This is a genomic window from Flavobacterium johnsoniae UW101, assembly GCF_000016645.1.
Lineage (GTDB): Bacteria > Bacteroidota > Bacteroidia > Flavobacteriales > Flavobacteriaceae > Flavobacterium > Flavobacterium johnsoniae.
The window spans coordinates 228987-252315 of the sequence record NC_009441.1 but is presented as its reverse complement, the minus strand read 5'-3'; the positions used below and the strand labels follow the sequence as shown (position 1 = coordinate 252315).

Annotated in this window: 24 protein-coding genes; 9 read left to right on the top strand and 15 right to left on the bottom strand. The window is 32.8% G+C overall.

Annotation, left to right across the window (positions count from 1 at the left end; genetic code table 11):
- The first annotated feature begins 12 nt into the window (after nucleotides 1–12).
- The 4 genes from FJOH_RS01285 (at nucleotide 13) to FJOH_RS01270 (ending at nucleotide 4419) form a co-directional block, all read left to right on the top strand.
- On the top strand, nucleotides 13–627 hold the full coding sequence (locus tag FJOH_RS01285; protein ID WP_012022347.1) for a hypothetical protein: 615 nt from the start codon (nucleotides 13–15) through the stop codon (nucleotides 625–627).
- A 4-nt stretch (nucleotides 628–631) separates the two neighbouring features.
- Nucleotides 632–922 (top strand): winged helix-turn-helix domain-containing protein, encoded by a 291-nt coding sequence (locus FJOH_RS01280; RefSeq protein ID WP_008464519.1) that lies wholly within the window; start codon nucleotides 632–634, stop codon nucleotides 920–922.
- Nucleotides 923–980: 58 nt separating this feature from the next.
- A complete protein-coding gene (locus FJOH_RS01275) occupies nucleotides 981–2369 on the top strand; it encodes a DUF4153 domain-containing protein (protein WP_012022346.1) in 1389 nt (462 codons plus the stop codon).
- A gap of 226 nt (nucleotides 2370–2595) precedes the next feature.
- Entirely contained in the window at nucleotides 2596–4419 is a 1824-nt protein-coding gene (locus FJOH_RS01270) for an outer membrane protein assembly factor BamB family protein (RefSeq protein WP_235023087.1), read from the top strand.
- Nucleotides 4420–4482: 63 nt separating this feature from the next.
- On the opposite strand, the gene rluF is transcribed toward FJOH_RS01270, so the two are convergent.
- From rluF to FJOH_RS01250, 4 genes are all read right to left on the bottom strand, one after another.
- Entirely contained in the window at nucleotides 4483–5301 is an 819-nt protein-coding gene (rluF, locus tag FJOH_RS01265) for a 23S rRNA pseudouridine(2604) synthase RluF (RefSeq protein WP_012022344.1), read from the bottom strand.
- 88 nt (nucleotides 5302–5389) lie between these two features.
- Complete coding sequence (locus FJOH_RS01260; RefSeq protein WP_012022343.1) at nucleotides 5390–6253, bottom strand: alpha/beta fold hydrolase; 864 nt, start codon at nucleotides 6251–6253, stop codon at nucleotides 5390–5392.
- Between the two features lie 167 nt (nucleotides 6254–6420).
- Complete coding sequence (locus FJOH_RS01255; protein ID WP_012022342.1) at nucleotides 6421–7200, bottom strand: zinc ribbon domain-containing protein; 780 nt, start codon at nucleotides 7198–7200, stop codon at nucleotides 6421–6423.
- Between the two features lie 3 nt (nucleotides 7201–7203).
- A complete protein-coding gene (locus FJOH_RS01250; protein WP_012022341.1) occupies nucleotides 7204–8298 on the bottom strand; it encodes a Nif3-like dinuclear metal center hexameric protein in 1095 nt (364 codons plus the stop codon).
- A gap of 221 nt (nucleotides 8299–8519) precedes the next feature.
- Here FJOH_RS01250 and FJOH_RS01245 point away from each other — a divergent pair, with 221 nt between their 5' ends.
- From FJOH_RS01245 to lpxK, 3 genes are read left to right on the top strand one after another with little or no spacing between them, the layout of a single operon-like run.
- A complete protein-coding gene (locus FJOH_RS01245; RefSeq protein WP_012022340.1) occupies nucleotides 8520–8768 on the top strand; it encodes a DUF2683 family protein in 249 nt (82 codons plus the stop codon).
- The gene (locus FJOH_RS01240; protein ID WP_012022339.1) at nucleotides 8744–9025 is read left to right on the top strand and encodes a Txe/YoeB family addiction module toxin; all 282 of its coding nucleotides are present in this window, start codon (nucleotides 8744–8746) and stop codon (nucleotides 9023–9025) included. The genes FJOH_RS01245 and FJOH_RS01240 overlap by 25 nt, the downstream gene beginning before the upstream one ends.
- 4 nt (nucleotides 9026–9029) lie before the next feature.
- On the top strand, nucleotides 9030–10052 hold the full coding sequence (gene lpxK, locus FJOH_RS01235) for a tetraacyldisaccharide 4'-kinase (RefSeq protein WP_012022338.1): 1023 nt from the start codon (nucleotides 9030–9032) through the stop codon (nucleotides 10050–10052).
- Between the two features lie 13 nt (nucleotides 10053–10065).
- Here lpxK and FJOH_RS01230 read toward each other — a convergent pair whose 3' ends face one another.
- The 3 genes from FJOH_RS01230 to lipA all read right to left on the bottom strand — a co-directional run bounded on the left by FJOH_RS01230 (nucleotide 10066) and on the right by lipA (nucleotide 14208).
- On the bottom strand, nucleotides 10066–12240 hold the full coding sequence (locus FJOH_RS01230; protein WP_012022337.1) for a tetratricopeptide repeat-containing hybrid sensor histidine kinase/response regulator: 2175 nt from the start codon (nucleotides 12238–12240) through the stop codon (nucleotides 10066–10068).
- A 26-nt stretch (nucleotides 12241–12266) separates the two neighbouring features.
- Complete coding sequence (gene gap, locus FJOH_RS01225) at nucleotides 12267–13265, bottom strand: type I glyceraldehyde-3-phosphate dehydrogenase (RefSeq protein ID WP_012022336.1); 999 nt, start codon at nucleotides 13263–13265, stop codon at nucleotides 12267–12269.
- Between the two features lie 76 nt (nucleotides 13266–13341).
- The gene (lipA, locus tag FJOH_RS01220) at nucleotides 13342–14208 is read right to left on the bottom strand and encodes a lipoyl synthase (RefSeq protein ID WP_012022335.1); all 867 of its coding nucleotides are present in this window, start codon (nucleotides 14206–14208) and stop codon (nucleotides 13342–13344) included.
- A 295-nt stretch (nucleotides 14209–14503) separates the two neighbouring features.
- On the opposite strand from lipA, the gene FJOH_RS01215 reads away from it, so the two are divergent.
- Together FJOH_RS01215 and FJOH_RS01210 are read left to right on the top strand one after the other, a co-directional pair.
- Nucleotides 14504–15373, top strand: a complete 870-nt coding sequence (locus tag FJOH_RS01215) for a M48 family metalloprotease (protein ID WP_012022334.1) — start codon at nucleotides 14504–14506, stop codon at nucleotides 15371–15373.
- A 207-nt stretch (nucleotides 15374–15580) separates the two neighbouring features.
- Nucleotides 15581–16453, top strand: coding sequence for a M48 family metalloprotease (locus tag FJOH_RS01210; protein ID WP_012022333.1), 873 nt, complete (start codon nucleotides 15581–15583; stop codon nucleotides 16451–16453).
- 56 nt (nucleotides 16454–16509) lie between these two features.
- Here FJOH_RS01210 and FJOH_RS01205 read toward each other — a convergent pair whose 3' ends face one another.
- The 8 genes from FJOH_RS01205 to FJOH_RS01170 form a co-directional block, all read right to left on the bottom strand.
- Nucleotides 16510–16890, bottom strand: coding sequence for a PH domain-containing protein (locus FJOH_RS01205; protein ID WP_012022332.1), 381 nt, complete (start codon nucleotides 16888–16890; stop codon nucleotides 16510–16512).
- A 188-nt stretch (nucleotides 16891–17078) separates the two neighbouring features.
- Nucleotides 17079–17909 (bottom strand): energy transducer TonB, encoded by an 831-nt coding sequence (locus FJOH_RS01200; protein ID WP_012022331.1) that lies wholly within the window; start codon nucleotides 17907–17909, stop codon nucleotides 17079–17081.
- A 155-nt stretch (nucleotides 17910–18064) separates the two neighbouring features.
- On the bottom strand, nucleotides 18065–18616 hold the full coding sequence (locus FJOH_RS01195; RefSeq protein WP_012022330.1) for an RNA polymerase sigma factor: 552 nt from the start codon (nucleotides 18614–18616) through the stop codon (nucleotides 18065–18067).
- The gene (locus tag FJOH_RS01190) at nucleotides 18607–19713 is read right to left on the bottom strand and encodes a glycosyltransferase (protein WP_012022329.1); all 1107 of its coding nucleotides are present in this window, start codon (nucleotides 19711–19713) and stop codon (nucleotides 18607–18609) included. Before FJOH_RS01190 ends, FJOH_RS01195 begins: the two co-directional genes overlap by 10 nt.
- 84 nt (nucleotides 19714–19797) lie before the next feature.
- Nucleotides 19798–20412 carry an FMN-binding negative transcriptional regulator gene (locus FJOH_RS01185; protein WP_012022328.1) on the bottom strand — a complete coding sequence of 205 codons (615 nt, stop codon included), beginning with the start codon at nucleotides 20410–20412 and terminating at the stop codon, nucleotides 19798–19800.
- Between the two features lie 10 nt (nucleotides 20413–20422).
- The gene (locus tag FJOH_RS01180; RefSeq protein WP_012022327.1) at nucleotides 20423–20881 is read right to left on the bottom strand and encodes a GNAT family N-acetyltransferase; all 459 of its coding nucleotides are present in this window, start codon (nucleotides 20879–20881) and stop codon (nucleotides 20423–20425) included.
- A gap of 39 nt (nucleotides 20882–20920) precedes the next feature.
- On the bottom strand, nucleotides 20921–21934 hold the full coding sequence (gene murB, locus FJOH_RS01175) for a UDP-N-acetylmuramate dehydrogenase (RefSeq protein ID WP_012022326.1): 1014 nt from the start codon (nucleotides 21932–21934) through the stop codon (nucleotides 20921–20923).
- 172 nt (nucleotides 21935–22106) lie between these two features.
- Nucleotides 22107–23210 carry a pyridoxal phosphate-dependent aminotransferase gene (locus FJOH_RS01170; RefSeq protein ID WP_012022325.1) on the bottom strand — a complete coding sequence of 368 codons (1104 nt, stop codon included), beginning with the start codon at nucleotides 23208–23210 and terminating at the stop codon, nucleotides 22107–22109.
- Nucleotides 23211–23329: the final 119 nt, after the last annotated feature.

The window sequence follows — 23329 nt, the reverse complement described above, 5'->3', positions numbered from 1 at the left end:
AGTACTTTAATTATGAATCAAAAGCACCAAGAAGATTTAGCACATATTCGTTCCATGATGGAACGCTCTTCAAGATTTATATCATTAAGCGGACTTTCTGGAGTTTTCGCAGGTCTTTCGGCTTTAATTGGCGGAATCTATGTTTACCAGCTGTTTAAAGCAAACGGAATGGATTATTTAAATGATGAGCATAGATTATATTCTGCGAATCTGGTTTCAGAACTATTCTGGATTGGAATTACAATTTTAGTATTTGCATTTGCATTCGGAATCTTTTTTACTATTAGAAAAAGCCGAAAATATAATTTACCAATCTGGACATCGGCAACTAAAAAAATGGTATTCAACCTTGCAGTGCCCTTATTTGCAGGCGGAATATTCTGCCTGGCTTTAATGCATCATGGCTATTTTGGTTTAGTAGCGCCGTCTACTTTAATATTTTATGGATTAGCCGTTATAAATGCTGAAAAATATACATTTTCTGATATAAAATATCTTGGTTTTTCGGAACTGATTTTAGGATGTATTGCACTTTTTAATATAGGATATGGGTTGATTTTTTGGATTCTGGGATTCGGAATTCTGCATATCGTATACGGATTAGTGATGTTCAAAAAATACAAATAACCCAATGGGAATTATTGATAAACTAAATAAAGATTTTGAAAGCCGTGTCAGACTAGGTATTATGTCCGTTCTGATGGTTAACGACTGGGTAGATTTTACCGAGATGAAAACACTTTTAAATATCACCGATGGTAATTTAGCTAGTCATTCCTCAGCATTAGAAAAATCAGAATATATCGAGATTAAGAAAGAATTTGTGGGTAAAAAGCCAAAAACATCTTATCAGGTAACACCGCTTGGCCGCGCGGCGTTTAAAGAGCACCTTTCTTACCTCGAAAAATTAATGAAATCGTAATAACTATATTTTTTTGTCTAATAACTTTGAAATACAAAGTACTTTTAACTTTAGAATCATGAAAAAACATCAAATTATTTTAGCTTGTACAGTGATATTTACACTGCTTTTTTACAACCAGTCTCCCGGAGTTAATCTCTCAATTTTTGGGGTAATGCTAACGCTTTTAATTAGTTACTTCTTTCAGGAGAAGTTTGTCGACAGGTCACATTTAGTTCTGGTTGTAACCTCTATTTTGTCTTGTTTTGCTTTTGCATGGTATGGAGATGCTGCTTCATTTTTTGCTTTAGCATTGTCAATCCTGTTTTTACAATTTAAAACCCACGATGGAGAACTTAAAATTGTACAGATTTTTCCATTGATATTCTTAAACGGAATTACATCGTTAGGACGAGTTTTTCTTTTTAACCAATGGCTTCCTGAACGAAAAATTCATAATGACCTTGCCAAGAAGATCGTGGCATTTTTTGTAATTCCGCTTCTGTTTTTAGGATTGTTTTTTATTGTTTACTCTTTCGGAAGCAATCATTTTTCATCATTATTTACAGATTATACTTTAGATATTGATATTTTTCAATTAATCTTAATCAGCATACTTGGATTTTATGTTTCATTCAGCTTCTGGAATTACTGGGTGCCAGATGCCTGTTATGAATTCAACCCAAAACTTAGTAACGAATTCAGTAATATTTCTGAAGTAAAAAATCAAAGTACATTTTCATTTCTCGATTTGGATTTTGAAAGAAAAAGCGGTGAAATCACATTATTTCTATTGAATATTATGCTTTTGGTTTTCATAGCGACATACAATTACGAACAGTTTTTTGAAGTAATCGAAAAAACGAACCTAAGTGCAGATACTCACGAACGTGTAAATGCAGTAATTTTTTCAATTCTAATGGCAGTCGGCGTAATCCTGTTTTACTTTAAAGGAGGTTTTAATTTTGATGAAAAAGCGCACTTACTAAAAAAACTTGCCAAAGTATGGATTGTCTTAAATGTGGTTTTGATTGTAAGTGCCATGATTAAAAACACAGAATATGTTTCGTTTTATGGTTTAACTTATAAACGTTTGGGAGTTTACGCTTTCTTAATTCTTGCCATTATAGGATTAGTTTATTCTTTCTTAAAAATAACAAAACAAAAAACAAATGCTTATCTGGTAAATCAGATGGTTTGGTATTTCTACAGTACGATTTTAATATGCAGTTTTTTTAATTGGGGAAATCTAATTACTAATTATAATATCTCAGTAAATAAAGGTGTGGAACCTAAATTTTTAAGCAGTTTGAACTTCAATGATGAAGCTCGAAGAGAATATTTTAAAAAGAATAACCTAGATGGACAATACCCCGAAGCAGTGAGAGAAGAAATGATAGGAAATTATCAGGAAGCAGGGTTTTTATCGAAGGCCTTATATTATGATTTTGTGGAAGTTAAGCGATAAAAATGTTAAGAAATCTTTATGAAAAATTAATTTATTTTTATAAAGATTTTTTTTACTTATAGCCTTGCTAATTAATTTCTATTATAAGATATTTGCTGACAAATTGTTAAAGTTAATATAAAATCTTAACCTGCAGAAAACTATGAAAAAAATTACTATGATTCTTTTTTTAACATTCGCCGGCTTCACTGGTTTCGCCCAGAGAACAGCTGATGAAGTGTTAAAAATGAATTCGAAAATCGAAGATTTAATGCAAAATCCTATTACAGGGGTTATTGTTGTTAAAGAAGGGAATGTTGTAAAGGGGATCAACCCTGAAACTAAAGCAGAAGCTTGGAGTTTTGATGCTGATAAAGCTGTTGGTGAAGGAACTACGCTTGAGGCATTAAGCAAATTAGACACAGACAACTTATTTGCAAGCAAAAGAATTTTAAAGAATATCGATGGTACTCCATACATTGAGGCTTTAGTGAACTACAAAACTGTTTTAATCAATACTCTTGATGGAAAAGTAGTTTACAATTCTGCTAACTATAAATACACTGTTTTTAACAGTCAATTTTTATATGGTGAAAACCAATATTTAGTAAAAGGTGCTGAAAACGGAAAAGTGATCGCGTCATTAATCGACCTTAATACAGGAAACGTATTATGGAAAACAGAGCAGGGAGATGCAAAAAGCGCATTTGCTTCGATGTTTACTTTTAAAGCAAACTTTTCTAACGAAGCAGAAGTAAGTGCTAATACAATCTATTCTCTTTACATGGGTAGATTATCTGCAATTGACAGAAATACAGGTGCTTTAAAATGGGTTGGAGAATTAGAATATACAAAAGTATTCCCAACTCAAAATGATAAAAACTTAGTTGTAATTAACAGCAAAGGATTAATTTCATTTAAACAATACTTAAACGTATTAGATGCTGAAACTGGAAAACCAATCTGGGAAGATGCTATCAAAACAAAATACATTGTTTATTTAGAAGATTGGGGAGATAAAATCCTTGTAGCTCACAACAGCGGATTCAACTTTTATAATTTAAAAGACGGATCTAAAGTTTGGAAAAAAGATGCTCGCGGCGACGGATTGAAAAAAGTAATTTCTATTGACGGTGATTATTTATATGTTGCTGAAAACGAAATGATGCTGATTGACAAAGACGGTCAGAAAAAATGGAAAAGCTTCATCGAAATTTCTGATGATAAAGAAGATGCAATTAACTACTTAGGTAAAGTTGATGATAAAGTTTTATACTTAACAGCTACTTATGGTAACATGGTAGATTATAAAACTGGTAAAAAATTATGGAGAGGAAACTTGAAATTCAACGCAAAACGTCCTTTATTAAACGTTTTTGACGAAGAAAATAATCAATTCTTAGTGTATAACGACGAAGAACTTTTCAAATTCAATACTACTGTAAAAGATAAACCGGACCCATTTGCAAAGGTTAATATCAAAAAAGAAAAAGAATTAAATTCTATCGAATTATTTTCATGGGGAGTAGCCCTTTCTGGACCTACAGAAGTTATGGGAGTAAGTAAAGAAGGAAAAGTTTTATACCACAGAATCTATACACAGCCTGGTGACGGAGGAAGAGCTTGGGGACAAGCTTTAGCAACTGCAGGATCTATTGGTTTAGGAGTTTCTGCTGGATATAATGCTGCTGTAGGATCTGAGTGGAGAATGGTTTACATTGATCCGGCTACAGGACAGGAAACAGGTTCAAGTGTTATTAAAAAACAAAACGACAAACAATTAAACAGAGCAGCAAAACAGGCAGCAGGTTCTGCAGCTTTAGCTGACGTTTCTAAAAGATTTTCACAGCGTTTTGATGCAATGAGACAAAGCCGTGATTTCTCTTATATCTTTGCTAAAGATGAGGCAACTCAGAAAAAAGTTTTAGTTAAAGTAAGAAAAGATGACGGAACAGAATTAGATAAAATCTTATTCGAAAACATGCGTCCAATCTATGAAGTAGATTTTGCTACACAGTCAGTTTACTACATTTTTGAAAATGAATTAAGAATTTTTAACAACAAAATCTAATTCAAAATTTAAATAAAACAAAAGGCGTATTGATATTCAATACGCCTTTTTTTATGAGAGAAATTAATTGTTGCCTCTTTTTCTAAATCTAGGATCATTTTTAGAAATAAACGTTGATCTTCGACTTGGAGTTGGAGCTGCAGCCTTTGGAAGACTCGCTTCTTCAGTTTTACTCGAAGGCTCTATTAATTTATTTAATTCTTTAATTTCAGCATCAGTTAAATCACGGTAGCGCCCAACCGGAACATCCAGCGAGATATTAATGATTCTAATACGTTTTAAGGCAGTAACTTCATAACCCAGATACTCAGACATTCTTCTAATCTGACGGTTTAATCCCTGCGTTAAAATAATCTTGAAAGTGTATTTGCTGATTTGCTCTACTTTACATTTTTTTGTGACAGTATCTAAAATAGGAACTCCATTACCCATACGCTGAATAAAACGTTCTGTAATAGGTTTGTTAACTGTAACCGTATATTCTTTTTCGTGATTGTTTCTGGCACGCAAAATCTTGTTTACGATATCACCGTCATTAGTCATAAAAATTAATCCTTCACTCGCTTTATCCAGCCTTCCAATTGGGAAAATACGTTTAGGATAATTAATATAATCGACAATATTATTTTTAACCTCTAAGTTAGTGGTACATTCAATTCCTACTGGTTTATTAAAAGCCAGATAAACCAATTTTTCGTGTTTTTCAACGATTAATTTACCGTCAATGCGTATTTCATCATCTGATGAAACTTTAGTTCCCATTTCAGCAGCTGCACCATTTATTGTTACGCGTCCTTCTTCAATTAATTTATCGGCTTCACGACGAGAACAATAACCCGTTTCACCTATAAATTTATTCAGACGTTTTAAATTTTCTTCCATATTGCAAAAGTAGCTAAAATTTAGACTTCTTAGAATTTTAGATTTCAGACTTTAGATTTAAAAAAAAACTTGTCCTTTTGAATCTTTGTTACTTTCTCTCTTCAGAAGAAAAAAGAAACTCAATTACCTTATCGTATAATTCATCATCATGCATTCCGTGGCCTAAACCGCTGGTTTCAATAAACTGGCTGTTTTTCCAATTACTGGCTATTTTTTTTCCTTCATCAAAAGCAACTATTTTGTCTGAAGTATCATGTGCAATAAAACCTGGAATAGTAAATTGAGATGCAAATTTTTGTCCTGAGAAATCTTCTAGTTTAAAATTAAAACGATCCAGGAATTTGCTTTCTAAAAGAGAAAACATTTTGGTGTTTAAACTCAGCATTGAAACATAATTGTCAATCAAAGTTTTTAATTCAGAAGGAGCGCCAAGAATTACCATTTTATTGATGCTTGTATTCGGAAATAAATATTGATGATAAACGCAGGCTGCGCCGCCAATAGAATGTCCAATTATAATTTCCGGCTGATATTTTTCGACTGCTTTATTGATGAATTCAGCGTAAAGAGGAACATTAAATTCTTTTCCGCTGCTTTGTCCGTGTGCAGGAGCATCAAGCGCTATAATTGTACTTCCGGATTTTTGAAGATGAGGCAGTGTTTTTTTCCAGCGTGATGAATTGCTTTCCCAGCCGTGAACTAATAAAATTTTGGTTTCATTTCCTTTCCAGACATAAGTTTGAAAATGGTGTTCATTGTGGTGAAAAATTTCTGTCTCTGTATTTTGTAAAACTTTAGGAAGTTTTTCTTTTTGTAATCTGCCTATTCTGGGCTGGCTGAAAAGTGCATAAGAAAGTTCAAGAGCCTTTTGCGGACGCACGTAACTTAAAAAATTAATATAAGTGCCAACAGATTTTAATGTGATGAAACGAATTCCTTTTTTAATTTTCAAAACTTAAATTTTTTCTAAAGATAAAAAAAGGTCTGCCACGAATTACACAAATGGGCGCGAATTTTTTATTCTCAAACGAATAGATTAAAAAATAATTTGTGAAAATTCGTGGAATTCGTGGCAAAATAAACGTAAAAAAAAGTCCCGATTAAATCGGGACTTGATATTTAGAATTTTGAGAACAATTGTTCCATTTTTTCTTTTTCTTCTTCAGCTAATTGTGTGTCAACTAAGATTCTTCCAGAGTGCTCATCAGTAATGATTTTTTTTCTTGAAGCGATTTCAACCTGAGTTTGAGGCGGAATCGTGAAGAAAGATCCTGCAGAAGCTCCTCTTTCGATAGAAACTACAGCTAATCCGTTACGAACACTGCTTCTGATTCTGTTGTAAGCAGCTAATAATCTGTCTTCGATTTGTGCTGAATATTCAGCAGATTTCTCAGTTAAGAAAGTTTCTTCTTTCTGAGTTTCTGCCATGATAGCATCTAATTCAGATTTTTTATGTTTTAAATGAGAGCTTTTAGCATCAAGTTTTTCTTTTAAGTTAGAAATAACTTCTTTTTTATGCTCGATAGAAGCTTTCATTTCTTTGATTTGCTTTTCAGCCAATTGAATTTCTAATTCCTGAAATTCAACTTCTTTTGTCAAAGAATTAAATTCTCTGTTGTTACGTACTGATTCTTGTTGTTTTGTGTACTTTTTGATAACCTCTTTATGCTCCTCAATAGCAATTTTCTTTGCTTTGATTTGCTCCTCAATCACTTCAAGTTCACCTTTCAGTTTTTCTGAACGAGTGCTCAAACCTGCAACTTCATCTTCTAAATCTTCAACCTCTAAAGGAAGTTCTCCTCTAACGTTTCTGATTTCGTCAATTCTAGAGTCAATAAGCTGTAAATCGTATATTGCTCTTAACTTGTCCTCAACACTTAATTCTTTCGTATTCGTCATATTCTATAAGTACTTAACTGGATTTGTATTTTCTTCTGATAAAATGATCGCAAAATTAAGAATTTTTTTTCGAAGATAATCAACAATATAGTTTTTTGTATAGCGTTCACTCTCAAAATGACCAATATCTGCCAAAAGTAACTTATTTTCGGCTTCATAAAACTGATGATACTTTAAATCAGCGGTTAAAAAAGCATCGGCTCCAGCCTGAATTGCATTTTTAATGGCAAAACTTCCAGATCCGCCCAAAACGGCTACTTTTTTTATTTTTTTTCCTGTAAAAGCCGAATGACGAATACCTCTTGCAATCATAATATCTTTTGCATACAAAAGAAATTCTTTTTCATCCATTTCATTTTCAAGTTCGCCAATCATTCCTAAACCAATATTTTGATGTGCGTTTTGCAAATCGTAGATTTCATAAGCGACTTCTTCATAGATATGATTGGTTAAAAGTGCTTTTAAAACTCTGGATTGTAAATGTTTTTCAAAAATAACTTCGATTTTTATTTCAGTTCCGGTATGTAATTTTCCTTTTTCACCAATAACCGGATTGCTTTTTTCGTTTCCTTTAAAAGTAAAAAATCCTTCAGAGTTAAAACTGCAGTTATCATAATTTCCAATTGTTCCTGCGCCGGCTTCAAACATTGCGTTGCGGACTTTTTCTGCATTATCAGGTACGGTATAAGTAACTAATTTTTGAATAAACTGCTGTTTTGGAATTAAAATCCTGGTGTTGATTAAACCCAATGCATGACTGAAAATTTTATTAACGCCTTGCAAATGGTTGTCTAAAGCAGTATGAACGGCATAGATAGCAATATCATTTTTGATAGCTTTTAAAATGGCGCGTTCAACATAATTTTTGCCTGTAATTTTTTTAATTCCTGAAAAAAGAATTGGATGAAAACAAACAACAAGATTGCAGTTTTTGGTTTTTGCCTCCTCAATTACATTTTCCAACGCATCGTGGCAGACTAAAATTCCGGTACTTTCTGTTTCCGGATTACCAACTAAAAGGCCGACATTGTCAAAATCTTCTGCATAGGCAAGAGGTGCCATTTCTTCTAGTACGGTTATTATATCTTTGATTTTCATGTAAATTATTGTTTCAGGTTTCAAGTTTCAGGTTTTTTATGTTGTGTAAATTGAAACTTTATAACAAATTAACGAAAAAAAAAGTTTTTTGAGACCTATTTCGATCAAGGGTTTCTTGTTTGGGAATATATACTAATTATTATACATTATTTGTACTATTAATATATATTATTTATACTAAGTATACGATTTTGTATATTTGTAATTCTAAATCATAAGTCATGACTACAATAAAAATTGACGAGAAAACGAAAACAGGAAAAGCATTTATGGCTATGTTTGAGACGTTTTTTAAAGGTGTTGAAGGCATTGAAATAGTTGAGCCAGATTATGGGCAGGTTAATGAGGAGCCAAGTATTTATAGTTCTGAATTTGTTGAGAAAGTTAAAAAAGCAGAAGAAAATATTAAAAACGGTGAAACAACAACGCTAAATCCAGATGATATATGGGGAAGTTTAGGGTTGAAGTAACTAAGGTGGCCAATCAGGACATTGAAAAACACAAAAAATCAGGAAATAAAATTTCTATTAAAAATATTGCTAAAATTTTAATCGATCTTACAGAGAATCCATATGAAGGTTTTGGAAATCCAGAACCATTAAAATATGAATATTCAGGATTATGGTCAAGACGTATTAACCAAAAAGATCGGTTAATTTATCGTGTAGATGACGAAGTTGTAACTGTATTTGTAATTTCTGCAATGGGTCATTATTCAGATAAATAATTCTATGAACTTACTTCGAAAAATACTTTTTCCATTTGCCATTTTATACGGATTGATTACCAGCATCCGTAATTTTCTTTTTGATAAAGGAATCCTGAAATCAACTTCATTCGATTTGCCGGTTATTGCCGTAGGAAATCTGAGTGTAGGCGGAACCGGAAAAACTCCTCAAATAGAATATTTAATTCGATTATTGTCTAACAAATATAGAGCAGCCACTTTGAGCCGCGGTTACAAAAGAAAGTCTGAGGGTTTTGTTCTGGCCGATGAAAATTCTAATGCCGAAATTTTGGGAGATGAACCTTTTCAGTTTTATCAAAAATTTCCAGATGTTCAGGTTGCCGTTGATGCCAATCGTACTAACGGAATCACGCAATTGCTTTCGCAGAATGTAAAACCGCAGGTTATTTTATTAGATGATGCTTATCAGCACCGAAAAGTAAAAGCGGGATTTTATATTTTATTGACTTCTTATGATGATTTGTACGCAGATGATTTTATGCTTCCAACGGGAAATTTAAGAGAAAGCAGGAGCGGAGCAAACAGAGCCAATATTGTTGTGGTTACAAAATGCCCAAAAAATTTATCAGAAGAAAAACAAGCCGAAATTCGTTTGAAATTAAAACTAAGCTGCTCTCAGCAGATCTTTTTTACTTATATCGACTACGATGTTGAAATTTATGGTAAAGATGAAAAAATATCGGCTGCAGAAATTAAATCAGAATCGAAATTACTTTTGGCCGGAATTGCAAAACCTAAACCATTTTTTGAGTATTTAAAAAATGAAAATGATGAATGTTTAACCTTTCCTGATCATCATCATTTTTCTGATGCCGACTTAGAATCGATTCAAAACAAAGCAAATGGCAGAAAAATAATTACAACCGAAAAAGATTATGTTCGTTTAAAAGATTCTAAGCTGGTTTCACAATTGTATTATCTGCCCATAAAAAGCACATTTATAAATCACCAGCAAAATTTTGACGTTTCGATTTTGCAGTATATAAAAGAAAACTTAGAACCTTAGCAGCTTTAAAGAATCAATCAAAGAATTTAGCAATTGTACTGTAAAATACATCAGGAACAAAAGGTTTGGTAATAACATCATTCATTCCAAATGATAAAAGCATATCTCTGTTTTCGTCAAGAGAAATAGCAGTTAGTGCAATAATTGGAGTGGTTTTATCAAATTCTCTAATTTGCTGGGTTGCTGTAGTTCCGTTTATTCCAGGTAAATGAACGTCCATTAAAATCATATCAAAACGTTTTACTTTTAAAAGCTCAACTGCCTCTTCGCCATTGTCCAGGATTTCGCAGGTAATCGCTTTGTTTTCAAGCATTTTTCTTGTTATCATTTGATTGATTTTATTGTCTTCAATCAACAGAATAGATTTATGCTTAAGCTGTTTATCGTTATATGGTTTTTCTTCTGTAACTGCTTCCAATGGTTCGTTATTAATTTTAAAATTTAATTTAAAAGTAAAAGTCGATCCTTTGCCCACTTCACTTTTTAGTTTGATTTCGCCACCTAAAAGTTCAATTAACTTTTTAACAATCGTAAGCCCTAAGCCCGTTCCGCCATATTTTCTATTAACCTCAATAGAACCTTGCGAGAAACTTTCAAAAACAGTCTGCAGTTTATCTTCTGGAATACCAATTCCGGTATCTACGATTTCAAAATAAACAGTTGCGTTTTCGTCTTCTTCTGCAAATAATTTTGCAATAACACTAACTTGTCCGTTTTGAGTAAATTTTAGGGCGTTGTTAATTAGGTTTAATATAATTTGAGATAATTTTGTTGGATCACCAATCAGGATGTCAGGAATTGCTTTGTCGATCTCAAGATTGAAGTAGTTTTTATTGGCCGTTGCCAGTTCTTTGAGAGAACTCTGAATATTAAAAAGCAATTCTTTTAAATTGAAACTAATGTTCTCGACTTCAACTTTTGTAGAATCGATTTTGTTGATTTCGAGAATTTCATTGATAAAAGTGGTTAAATAGTTTCCTGAGAATTTTAACGACTCTAAATATTTTAATTGTGCCTTTTTTGGATTGTCTTCCAGAAGTAAATGAGTAATTCCGTTGATCGCATTTAGCGGAGTCCGGAGTTCATGACTTACAGTTGATAAAAATTCAGATCTTGCTTTTGATGCTTTTTCTGCTTTGTTTTTAGCCAGAATAAGCTCTTTGTTTTTTTCTCTTAAAAGCAGATTATTTTGATTACGAATAATATTGTTTTTATATAAAGCTAAACTTAAGAGCGATAAAATAGAGATTAAGGCAATTGCCAGAATGCTTACTAATTTTGAATACCGATAGGTTTTTAACTGAATTTTTTCTTCACTTTCTCTTTTAATGGTATTGTTTAGGTTTTGATTTTTTTTGAATTTTTCAAATTCATTAAAATCAATTTTCGCATTTTTCAGCTTTAAAATATAATTTTCTAATTGATAATGCTCATCTAAATACGAGTAGGCGAGGTCGTAGTTTTTATTTTGCTTATAGTACCGGCTTATGGCTAAGACAATTTTTGATTTTTGAGCCAGATCGTTTGTTTTTTCATTGTAATCTAAAGCTTTATCAAAATAAATCATGGCAGAATCGTTACGTTTTAACTGGGTTTCAATTAATCCGAGTTGATAATACGATTTGATTTTTGTTTTTATTACAGATGAATTATCTGGTTTTTTTATTATTTTTTGAAAAGTTTTAAGGGCTAACGGATAGTTTTTATTTGCTTTAAACGCCATTGCTTTCTGAAAGTTCAAAATTTCAGAACTGTCTACTACGCCAAGCTCTTTTAAGAGTTTCTGAGCTTTTAGGTAATAAATATCAGCAGTTTTATAATCTCCTTGTGCGGTATTTGCTGCGCCAATATAGTGAAGGGCTAAAATTTTAGTGCAGGTTGGTTTTATACTGTCAAAAGAAGCTGCACTTTTATGAAAGTTTTTTAAAGCTTCATCGTACTTCCGCTGATTGTAATATATTTTACCAAGCTTAAAAGTCTGATTGCCTAAATCTTCGGGAATGTGGTTTGTTTCGCAAAAATCAATAGATTTTTTTGTCAAAAGAACCGCTTCATTGTATTCTTTACTATTCAGTTTTTTATTTGCCAGTTTGTTATAATAGGAAATACTGTCTGTATTCTGTTTGGTTTGAGAATACAAAAATGGATTTAAAAAACAAACAACAATTAAAAGATAGTAGTACTTCATGTATGGCAGCGCTTTTACAATGAATCTTATGTTTTTCTTATCAGTAAAATCAAATCGATTAATCGTGATGAATAGCCAATTTCGTTATCGTACCATCCTACAACTTTTACCATTTTGTCTATGACAGAAGTAAGCTGTGCGTCGAACAAGCACGAATGTGTATTGCCAATTATATCAACAGAAACGATAGGATCTTCTGTGTAATCTAATATTCCTTTTAAATTTGTTTTTGAGGCTTTTTGAAATGCAATGTTAATTTCTTCAATAGTAACAGCACGTTTAACATTGAACGTGATGTCTGTCAATGAACCATCGGGAACAGGTACACGAATACCGCATCCCCCGATTTTTTCGTGCAATTTAGGAAAAATTTTCGTTAATGCCTTAGCTGCACCTGTTGTTGTAGGAACAATCGACTGACTGGCTCCTCTCGCACGGCGTAAATCCTTATGCGGCTGGTCGTGAAGACTTTGGTCTGTCGTAAAAGAATGTATTGTGGTGATGTAAGCCTGCTCAATTCCGCACAGTTCTTCGATGATTTTTATCATCGGTGCAGCATTATTTGTAGTACAGCTTGCATTAGAAACAATATTTTCTGTTCCGTCTAATATATTTTCGTTTACACCAAGAACAACTGTTTTAATTGTATCAACTTCTGATGGGGCAGAAAGTATCACTTTTTTTGCTCCGGCTTCAATATGTGCATTTAATTCTTCATGTGTTTTGTATTTCCCTGTCGATTCAATTACAAAATCTATCGAATGACTTTTCCAGTCCAGATTTGAAATACTTTTTTCATGAAAAAATAAATAATGTTTTTCGTTGACAATAATTCCTTCTTCGTCAAAACTTACAGCAAAAGGAAGAACTCCATGAATAGTGTCGTATTTTATTAAATGCGACATGGTTTTATTATCTGCAATATCATTAATTGCAACAACTTCAATTTCAGGATGATTTATAAGAAGACGAAATAAATTTCTTCCAATTCTTCCAAAACCATTAATAGCAATTCTTGTTTTCAATTTCTTGTTTATTCGTTTAACTGTTTAATCGTTTAATCGGTTTTACAATTAAACGATTAGACGATTAAACTTTATTCTATAAAATGTGTTTTTGTGCTTTGTATGAAGAACGAACAAGAGGGCCGCTTTCTACATGACGGAAACCTAATTCTATACCGTATTTTTCGTATTTAGCAAACAATTCAGGAGTAATGAATTCTTTTACCGGCAAATGTTTTTTAGTTGGCTGTAAGTATTGGCCAATCGTAACAACATCAACATTTGCATCACGTAAATCTCTCATTGTCTGGTACACTTCTTCCTCGGTTTCACCAAGTCCAAGCATAATTCCAGATTTGGTTCTGTTTATTCCTTTTTCTTTCAGGTAGCGTAAAACTTCTAAGCTTCTGTCGTATTTCGCCTGAATACGTACTTCGCGTGTTAAACGACGAACAGTTTCCATATTATGCGAAACTACTTCAGGATTTGCTTCAACAATTCTGTCAATGTTTCTTTCAATTCCCTGAAAGTCCGGAATTAAAGTTTCAAGAGTAGTATTTGGGTTCATTCTGCGGATGGCTCTTACGGTTTCCATCCAAATGATAGAACCGCCATCTTTTAAATCATCTCTGTCAACACTTGTAATTACAGCGTGTTTGATATTCATGATTTTAATAGAACGTGCTACTTTTTCAGGTTCGTCCCAATCTACCGTTTCAGGTCTGCCGGTTTTAACACCGCAAAAACCGCAAGAACGTGTACAAACGTTTCCTAAAATCATAAAAGTTGCCGTTCCCTCACCCCAGCATTCTCCCATATTTGGGCAGCTTCCAGAGGTGCAAATTGTATTTAAACTGTATTTGTCAACTAAACCGCGCAGTTCAGTATATTTTTGTCCAATAGGTAATTTTACCTTCAACCATTTTGGTTTTGCAGGTGGTATGTTTTCAATGACTGTTTCCATATATCATAAATCTGAATACAAAGATACGGAATGTAGTTTATTTGGAGATGCTAATTTAGTTTTCGTTTGCTTTTTACACATTCTCATTTCATTTAAAAATAGTAAGTTCAAATATTAATTATTTGTATTTATAGAGTTTTTATGGTTTGTTTTTTTATTCTTCTTTAATATTTTGATGTTTTAGTCTGATTTTTAAAATTTTAAATCCTGTCTTATTCTATTATAAATTTGACGTTTTTGGGTCATGTGAAATTTATGCTGTAGTAATTTTGTTGTTAATTTAAAGTTTAATAACATGAAAAAAAGATTTACTGTATTAGGAATTTTATTGGCAGCTTTTAGTTTTACTCAAATGAATGCACAAATACTTTCAGACAAAGCTATGGGAGCTTTGAGTAAAGGGGTGTCAGGATTTACTTTTAGCGACGCAGATGCTGCCGCTTTAGCTAAAGAATCAATTGCCGAAATGGATGCAAATAATCCTGTTGCAGGACCTGAGGACGGATATTCAATTCGATTGAATCGTGTATTTGGAAAACATATTTCAAGTGAGGGAGTTACTTTAAACTATAAAGTTTATTTAGTAAAAGATATTAATGCTTTTGCCTGCGCAGATGGAAGTGTGCGTGTATTTGCCGGTTTAATGGATATAATGGATGATAATGAACTGCTTGCCGTTATTGGACATGAAATTGGCCACGTAGTAAATCATGATTCAAGAGACGCTGTAAAAGCGGCTTATAAAAAAGAAGCTTTACTAGATGCAGCTTCATCGCAGTCAGGAAAAATTGAGACTATGACAAAATCTCAATTGGGACAAATAGGAAGCGCAATGATTGACAGCAAACACAGCAGAAAGCAGGAATCTGAAGCTGATTCATTTTCGTATGATTTCATGAAAAGAAATGGTTATGATGTAAATGCTGTAGAAGCAGCGTTTAGAATTCTTCAAAATTTAAGTGAAGGAGCAGAGGCTTCTTTTATGACCAAAATGATGAGTTCACACCCTGATTCTGGAAAAAGAGCAGATGATGCTAAGAAAAAAGCAACAAAAGATGGTTTGTATAAAGCGTATGTACAGCAGAAAATTGATAATACTGCACCTGTAAAAGCAAAAACACCAGCTAAAACTACTGCTAAAAAGACAACTGCAAAAAAGAAATAATTTTTCTATAAAACCTAAAAACGGCAAATTCTGTAAAGAACTTGCCGTTTTTTTTGCTTCAAGGTTACAGCTATCAATAATAGCAGCAAATAGTTATAAGCTCATTTAAAATTTATACCTTTAATTTGTTGAAAAAACAAGTTCTGAGTGAAATGAAATAGCATTATGTTATGCTACATTTGTTGTTAAATTGTAATTATAAAAAACATGAAAAAGAAAATTATAATAGCAGGATTCTTATTTGCAGCATTTGGTTTTACAAATATGAATGCGCAGATTAATTTAGGTGATAAAGCGATTGGAGCACTTCAAAAAGGTGTTGCCAGTTTTACGCTGAGTAATGCAGATGCTGCGGCTTTGTCTAAAGAAGCAGTTCGCAAATTGGACTCAACTAATGAAGTAGCAGGACCAAATGACGGTTATACTTTAAGATTAAACCGTGTTTTTGGAAAGCACACTGCCGGTGAAGGTTTTACCTTAAACTATAAAGTTTACAAATTAAAAGAAGTAAATGCTTTTGCAACTGCTGATGGAAGTGTACGTGTATATTCAGGTTTAATGGATATTATGGATGACAATGAATTGCTGGCAGTAATTGGTCATGAAATTGGTCACGTTGCAAACAACGATTCAAGAGATGCAATGCGTGCAGCTTATCAAAAAGAAGCATTAATTGACGGAGCATCTTCACAATCGGCTAAAATTTCTGCAGTAACAGACAGTCAGTTAGGAAAAATAGGAAGTGCTTTAATCGATAGTAAACACAGCCGTAAACAAGAAACAGAGGCGGATTTATACTCATACAATTTCTTGAAGAAAAATGGTTATAACGTAAATGCAGAAGAATCTGCTTTTAGAATTTTAGCAAAAATGAGTGAAGGAGCAGAGGCTTCATTTATTGATCAAATGATGAGCTCTCACCCAGATTCTAAGAAAAGAGCTGATGATGCTAAAGCAAGAGCTGAAAAAGACGGTGTTTACAAACCATACGTACAGCAAAAAATAGACAATACAGTTCCGAAAGCAGCGACTGTGAAAAAAACAACTACTACAAAGAAAACTACAACGAAGAAAAAATAGTTTTTAAGAAAATAAAAAACGGCAGATTTAAATCTGCCGTTTTTTTATGCTTCAAATTAACCTAAAACATGATGTGCCAAAACTTTTTGAACATCATACACATTTACTGATTTATTAAATTGTTTTACAATGCTTGGGTTTAATTCGCTCGAAACCCAGATTTTTAACTCAGCATCAAGATCAAAAGTTCCTGCTGTTTCTACGCTGAATCGGGTAATGCTTTTGTAAGCAATAGATTTGTATTCGGTTTTGCTTCCTGTTAATCCTTGTACATCAACCAGGATTAATCTTTTGTTGGTAAAAATAAAAGTGTCACGGATTAGTTTAAAACCCATTTCAATTTCCTCATTATCTGTTAAAAGCTGACCGTATTTCTTTAGTAAATCTTCCTGGCTTACAGTTCCTGCGTTGCCCATAAGAGCTGAAAATATTCCCATTTTATTTGTTTTTAATTTTGATTAATTTTTTAGTGTCTTGTAAAAGTAAATAAAATAGAGAATAAAAAATTGTTTCTAACTATTAAGAGATTAAGAAAATTAAGGTTTAATAAGTGCTTAATTTTTTTAATCTTTTATGGCGGATTTTTATATAAAAAAAGCAGAACCGAAGTTCTGCTCTTGTATTTTTATTCTGGTTGTGTTTGTATTGTTATTGGAAGATTGTAGGCAGTTCTAACTGCTTTTCCGTCAATCATTCCCGGAGCCCATTTTGTTTTTAATGATTTTAAAACTCTAACAGCTTCTTTTCCTAATCCATAACCCGGATCGTTTTTAACTAAAATATCAGTCATTGAACCGTCTCTTTCAATTACAAAAGAAACGTAAACACGTAAAGTTCTTTCTTCATCCAATTCTGGTCGGGTAAAATTTTTGCCCACATAAGTGTAGAAATTTTTTATCCCGCCCGGAAACTCTGGCATTTTGTCTAATGCAGCAGGCGTATAAGGTCCTTGAACTACAGGTGTGTCAATTTCACCAGTTCCTGGCCCTCCAGTTGTTGGCATTGTATTAACGCCTGTTCCAGGTCCGGCAGTAGTGTTGTCTACAACAGGAGTGTTTTCTCTGTTTGTTGCAATTTCTGTAACTGCTTGATCAGCATGAGTAATAACAGGATTTGTTAATTGAGATGAAGTAACAGGAGCTTGTGATGCAGGCTCTTGTTTTTGTGCAGGAGGTGCAATGTACTCTTCAACTTTGGGTTTCACAATGTCGTTAAGATCAGTTACTACTAAAGGCTTGTAAATTACCGGTTCTGTATCAACAGCATTATCAATACTAAATTTATTAACCAGCATCGATACACTTCCCACGGCTGTTATTAATAACAAGGCCGTAAACAACGCATTGACAGTTGTTTTAGAATTTTCTTGGCGTAATTGATACGCTCCGTACTCTTTGTTTTTGTTTTCGAAAACAAGATCGGTCCACTTGCTTTCATAGATGCTTAATTTAGACATGATTTTTGGATTTTAAGGTTAAGTAACTTTAAATCATACGCGTAAAGGAGTTGGGTTTTAGCAAACAACGTAGAAGTTGTTGTTTTAGTGTGTGAATAGATAGTTTTTTAAGAAAAAATGCGATTATAATTTAATATTTTCTTAAAGATAATAAATTATCTATTACGATTGATGATTTCTGCTAACAATTTTTTAGCGCGTAGTATTTTTACTTTAACATTGCTTAAAGGTTCGTCAATCTTGTCAGCAATTTCCTGATAAGATAATTCTTGAAAGTAGCGAAGCTGGATTACTTCCTGATAATGGGGCTTTAATTCTTTAATGCATAAAAGCAAACGAGATAGATTTTGCTCTTTAATTAATGCATCTTCTGCAGATGGAGTAGTGTCGGCAATATTATATGCCTGCTGGTCTTCTGTGTCAGTAATTTCGATAAAAAGGCTGGTTTTCTTTTTACGCAGTAAATCTATATATACATTTTTTGCGATGGCAATAAGCCAGGTATTAAACTGAAATTCGGGATTGTACGAAGCTATTTTGTCAAAAGCCTTAGAAAAAGTTTCTATCGTAACGTCTTCAGCTGTGGTTTCATTTTCTGTACGTTTAAGCATAAAGCTGTAAACTTCATTCCAGAAATAATCTAATAAAAAAGTAAAGGCGACCTGGTCACCTTTTTTTGCTTTTTCTATTTTAGAATTTATTTCCAATATACAGGTTTTGAAAAAATATTAGTTATAAAGATATTAATTTGCGTTAATATAAGCGCTATCTCTACAATAGGAAACCAGATTTTAATGTCTTTTTCCTTTAATTTTCCGGCAGAAAATCCAATTACAGTCCAAACTACTGTGTATCTCGTTGCCAAAATAGCCACAACAGCAATCCATTGAAATTGAAAAGCCAGTAAAACAATAACTGATAAAAAGAAAAATAATTGTGAACAGAAGAAAAGTCCTAATTGAAATTTATCAAAAAACTTATAATGTTCTGCTGTAGAAATATGTCTTCTTTTTTGAGTAAACCAATCTTTAAAAGATTCTTTTGGATTTGAATATGTAAAACTTTCCGGATTATACGATATCGTAGTGTTTGATTTATTAGCTGCCTGATTTATAAATAAATCATCATCACCCGAACGAACCTGAATATGATCGATAAAACCATTTACATTAAAAAACTCTTCTTTTTTATAGGCTAAATTACGTCCCACTCCCATGTACGGAAGTCCTGCTTTTGCCCATGAAAAATATTGAACTGCTGTTAAAACAGTTTCAAAACGAATTATTTTGTTTAAAAAAGAACGCTCTCTTTTTTCGTAACCTCCATATCCTAAAACAATAGTTTTACTTTCTGTAAATTGAGAAGTCATAGAAGTAATCCAGTCTTTTGATGTTGGATAACAATCAGCATCTGTAAATAAAAGGTATTCTTTTTTGGCAGCCTTAATTCCCAGTGTCAATGCGTATTTTTTATTTCCCCAAAAGGCTTCGTTGTTTTCAACTTTAACCAGACGAATGTTTGGGTATTTTTGCTCAAACTCTTCAAAAACTTCCAAAGTTTCGTCGCTTGAAGCATCGTCAATTAAAACAATTTCAAAATCAGGATAATTTTGTTCGGCTAATAACGGAACAAATTTCTTTACATTTTCTTCTTCATTTTTTGCGCAGACAATTACAGAAACCGGAATGTTTTTTGGTGTAACTTCTTGAGGTTTAGCAAAAGCAAACTTTCCAAAAATTCCTAAATAGTAGAAAAGTTGAATAAAAACAACAGCAATAAAGAAGTAAAATAAAGTTATAAGCATATAGTTTTAATGTCTGTTAGTACTTGAATTTTTGCGAGAACAAATGTAGTTATGAATTCCTAATTTTCAATGTTTAATGCCAATTTACTTTCGGCATTTTGACATTTCTTTTGCAACAGCAATAGACTGAGGGTTTTCGGTTTTCTCTAATTCTGAAATTATGTTTTTATAATTATGATCGTCGCGGTTTTGAGAAAGTTTTTTAGTGGCCTGAATCTCATCAATTTCAATTTCAAGACCAAAAATTCCTCTAGCTTCGCGCATTGTTTTATCTGATAAATTTTCAACACGAACCGGATTTGCAGAATTTGCTTCGTATTTGTCAACTAATTTTTTGAGCTGGTCTACAGAGGTATCGTAATCAACTATTTTGATTCTTCCGTAAACATGTACGGCTATGTAATTCCAGGTAGGCACATTTTCATGGTCGTACCAGGAGGACGAAATGTAACTATGCGGACCGGAAAAAACGGCTAAAACCTGATCGTTTGCTGCAAAACCTTCAGCCTGCGGATTGAGTTTAGAGATATGACCTTCCAGAATTTCTTTTCCCTCAGCATTAATTCCTAATTCCATTGGAATATGCGTGGCGTATAATTTCCCGTTGGTTTGATTAATCAGGATTCCAAAACTATTTTCTTTTAAAAATGTTCTGATTTCTTCCTGATTTTCATTTTTGTATAAATCTGGTGTGTACATTTTCTTGTTTTTATATCAAAGACTTCCCAAAACAAATTGCCTCTGGTCTGTCAATATATTTTCCATAATTTGGAATTATATTGTATTGTTGTTTTTTGTAAAACTCTACAGCTTCAATATTTTTTACTCTGGTTTCTAAAACTAATTCGGTAAAGCCAATTTTCTTTGCTTCTTTTTCCAGAAATGTCAGAATAGTCTGCCCGATTTTCTTTCCCCGAAACTTTGAATACATTCGTTTTACCTCGCCAATATTTCCTTCAATTGGTCTTATTGCACCGCATCCTATAATTTCATTGTTTAATTCTGCTGCGACAAATACAAATTTTGCATTATTGTTCTGCCAGTCTGTAAACGAATTTCTGCCGTCACTTCCAAAACGAAGATAGAGATTTGCAGACAATTCTTCGAGAATTGGAGCTGCTTTTTCATCATCCGGGTTTATTATTTTTATGGAAATGTCTTCTGTCATTATGCAGAATAAAAAATGATAAATTATTAAAAGATATTTTTAAATTACATTCACTTCGGCTTCAATCTTAATTCCGAAGGTTTCAAAAACAGTTTTTTGAACTTCTTTTGAAACATTCAATATTTCCTGACCTGTAGCATTTCCATAATTAACCAAAACCAAAGCCTGGTTTTTATGAACTCCGGCATCGCCAAAACGTTTTCCTTTAAAACCAGCTTGCTCGATAAGCCATCCAGCAGGAACTTTTACTTCGGTTTCTGAAACTTCGTAAAATTTCATTTCAGGGAATTTTTTGTGGATTTGCTCGAAATCAGATTTCAATAAAATTGGGTTTTTAAAGAAACTGCCGCTGTTTCCCAGTTCTTTCGGATCCGGAAGTTTACTTTGTCTAATCGCAATTACAGCATTGCTTACATCTTTTAGAGTTGGTTCTGAAATGTTGTTTTTAGCTAACTCAGCCAAAATATCGCCATACGATGTATTAATTTTATGATTGCGTTTTGTCAATTTATAAATAACCGAAGTGATAATAAACTGATCTTTTACTTCATTTTTAAAAATGCTTTCGCGATATCCAAAATTACATTCAGCATTAGTGAAAGTTTTAGTTTCCTGAGTTTCGATGTTTATGGCGTTGCAGGAAACGAAAGTGTCTTTAATTTCAGTTCCATAAGCGCCAATGTTCTGAACAGGTGTTGTGCCTACATTTCCGGGAATTAGAGACATATTTTCTAATCCGCCAAAATTATTATCGATTGTCCAAAGAACGAAATCATGCCACGTTTCGCCTGCCTGACTTTCTACCCAGACAAAATCATCGTCTTCTTTAATTATTTCTTTGCCTTTTAAATCAATATGAATAACCAATGCGTCTATATCTTTGGTCAAAAGCATATTGCTTCCGCCGCCAAGAATGAACTTTTTTTCGTTTTTATTTTCTTTTAAAATGGTTTTCAATTCTTCAACAGAATGTACTGCTATGAATTGTTTGGCTTTGGCTTCGATACCAAAAGTATTGTAGTTTTTTAAAGAAAAATTGGATTGGATTTCCATATATAAAAGCTTTTTAATCTGGGTTCAAAAGTAAGGATTATAATTTTTGGTTTTACCGCAAAGACATAAAGTTTGCAAAGTCAGCTAAGTTTTTCTGCTGCAGATTAGCACAGCTTAAAAAAAAATGTTGAAATGGGTTAAATCCTAATCTTCGACCGGGTTTTTAGAATCTTTATTTTACAGCTTCAATAAATTGCTGCATTTCTTTCATAGTACCAATTGTAATTCTGGTCCATTTTCCGTTTTCTTCGTAGATTTTAGTTCCCTGTATGTTGTTATTCTCTAATTGTTTAAAGTAATCTTTTTTGTAGTTGTCTAGAGAAAAATAGATAAAATTGGCTTGAGAAGGAATGCAGGTTAAATTTAGTTTGGTAAGCTGCTCGATAGTATATTTTTTGACTTCCTCATTTGCAGTTTGCACTTGCTGAATAAATTTATCGTCATTTAATGAGGCTAGAGCAGCGGCTGTTGATACTGAACTGACAGATAAATTAGGAGACGATTTTAAAGCGCTGAGTTCGTCAATTGTTGATGCAGCAGCAATGGCATAACCAATTCGCGCGCCGGCTAAACCGTACATTTTTGAAAAAGTTTTAGTGATAATTAAATTTTGGTTTTCTATTACAAGACCGCTCAGAGATTTTTCTTTCGTGAAATCAAGATAAGCTTCGTCAACAAAGACAATTATATTTTTAGGTACTTCTTTTACAAAAGAAACCAGTTGCTCGTAATTGCAGATTGTACCAGTTGGATTATTAGGATTGCAGATGTAAATCATTTTTGTATCTGAATCAATTGCTTTTAACATTGCTGTTAAATCATGTTTTTTATCTGCGGTTAACGGAACCGTAATTTTTTTGAGTCCTAATTTCTCAAAAGGAAATGTCCAATAGTTAAAGGTTGTTTCGGCAAGTATAAAATTTCCCTTTTTTAAAGCGGTATATTGAAGAACTAAATCTAAGATTTCTGTTGAACCGGCACCTAATAGTATATTGTTGTCTGAAACGCTGTTCTTTTTTGCAATAAGTGAAATCAATTCTCCTGAAAGATCCCAGCCATATCGATTACTGCTGTTGACGCTTTTTTGCATGGCAGCGCGGGCGAGTGGGGAAGGACCATACGGATTTTCATTTGATCGTAATAATATGGGAGATTTATCTAAATCTAAAGAAACATAGTTTTCTGCTGACGGATTTGCAAATGTTTCAAATTGAGTAAAGCTTAATCCGATTGCGCCTAAACCTATTTGTTTTAACCAGTTTCTTCTATTGCTCATATTATTTAAGAATTAAATTAGATAATTCATTTTTAACAATATGTCGTTGAGATTGAAAAAAAGTTACGATGGTTTTTTTACCGCAGATTTGCAAAGATTAGAACGATTGGTTAAAATCT